General features: G+C 66.3%; 2 protein-coding genes. Both read left to right on the forward strand.

Annotated elements, in window-relative coordinates:
• Nucleotides 1-377: hypothetical protein (locus VHR41_01385; protein HEX3232818.1), on the forward strand; the 377-nt coding region annotated here is incomplete at its 5' end.
• 884 nt (nt 378-1,261) lie between these two features.
• Nucleotides 1,262-1,866, forward strand: a 605-nt coding sequence (locus VHR41_01390; protein HEX3232819.1) for an MFS transporter, incomplete at its 3' end; no start/stop codon positions are given.

Here is a 1,866-nt window from a genome sequence, read left to right on the forward strand (position 1 = left end):
ACGTGTTCCTGAGCAACGGCGTCGAGGCCGCGCCGGCAACGCTTTTCGAGCTCAAAGCGAACATAACCGCGGCGTCGGAGGCCAAGGCGGCAGGCGGGCCGGTCCTCCGGGTTGACGTCTTTGACAAGCACTGCGACTGCATACTCCGAGGGACGGACAACATGCAGATGAGGTTCGCCTCGGGCCGGCCGCACGCGAGCATTTGCCTCGGCCCTGACCCGGAGGCGCCGTCACGATTCATCCACGTGGAGCAAAGCCGCGACGCGCGGCGCGCCGCCCCGGCCGACCGCTCGGCAACGCCGGGACGAAACCGGGCCGTCGTCGTGGCTGGGATCCTAACCACGTTCCCGCCTCTTTCTCCGGCGGTTCAGCCTTGATATGTTTCGGGCCTCGATGAGACAGTTCAAGGCTATCGAGCTCCGATCTCACCTGAAAGGTGCTCCTGATCTCGCGCGGACATGGACCTCAACAATCCACATCCGCGCTACTCAGGCGCACCTTCAGCCGTTTGACACGCCCTCCCGGCCAGGGCCATTGCAAATGGGTGTGGCTCCCCTGGAGTGATCACGCGGCGTGTGGGATGACTCCGTTGCGGTAGCGGGATTCGTGGACGCGGCGGCGTCCTTGTTCGAGGTGGTAGTGCCAGTGAGCACCTGTGGCGACACCTGTACAAATGGGCCCGCCGCAGGCACCCCTGCAAGCCCCGACGCTGGGTCACCACCCGCTATTTCGGGTGTGGGGTTCCAGAAGTCGGCCTGAGCGTGTGACCTTCAGGGATCGGTACCCGGCATGATCACGGTCGTGCCGCTACGCCTGCGCTACCTGATCTTCAGTCGGCTTCTCGGCTCGCTGACACTGCTCAGCCGCGCGACGGCATCCAAAGATATCGAGCTGCTCGTGATGCGCCATGAGGTTGCAGTACTCCGCAGAGCCAACCCGAGGCCTCGCCTCGACTGGGCCGACCGAGCCCTGTTCGCCGCCCTGATCCGACGCCTGCCCGCGCCGTTGCGCGCACGCTGGAACCGGTGTGCGGCTTCGGGTCGCTGCTGGCGTTCAAGGCGAAGTTCCATCGGCAGGATCGGGGGAAGATCCCCATGACGTGGGTGCGCCGCGGATCTCCCGCGTTCGGTCAGCAGGCGGGGCTGCGCGGTTGACACTCGCGGGAGTTGTCGTCAGCCTCGTCCAGATCGGCAGAGTGGCGGATGCTGGGGACGGCTCCGTCGATATCTACGGTCGGGTTTGACCAGATGTGGAGCCTCCGATGAGTGTCGATGACACACCGGTATCACCAGCACCCTCACTGGCGCGGTCACAGCGGCGTCGCGCGGTCATCGCCAGCACGGTTGGGACGACGATCGAGTGGTACGACTTCTTCCTCTACGGGACCGCGGCAGCGCTCGTCTTTCCGCACATCTTCTTCCCCGGGCAGACCCCCTACGCCGGCGTGATCGCCTCGTTCGGCACCCAGTTCGTCGGCTTCGCAGCTCGGCCGATCGGCGCCGCGATCTTCGGGCACTACGGCGACCGTATCGGCCGTAAGGCCACGCTCATCACGACGTTGCTGCTGATGGGCATCGGCAGCACGCTCATCGGGGTGCTCCCCGGTTATGCGGCCATCGGCATCGCCGCGCCGATCCTGCTGACCGTGCTGCGGCTGGTGCAGGGCGTCGCCGTCGGCGGCGAGTGGGGCGGCTCGGTACTCATGTCGATGGAATGGGGGTCCAAGAAGCGGCGCGGGTTCATGGCGAGCTGGCCGCAGCTCGGCGTCCCGATCGGTCTGTTGCTGTCCACCGCGATGGTCCAGCTGATGTCGGCGACCACCGGCCCGGACTTCGAGACCTGGGGCTGGCGGGTGCCGTTCCTGGC

Source organism: Gemmatimonadales bacterium, from assembly GCA_036265815.1.
Lineage (GTDB): Bacteria > Gemmatimonadota > Gemmatimonadetes > Gemmatimonadales > GWC2-71-9 > CAVVWJ01.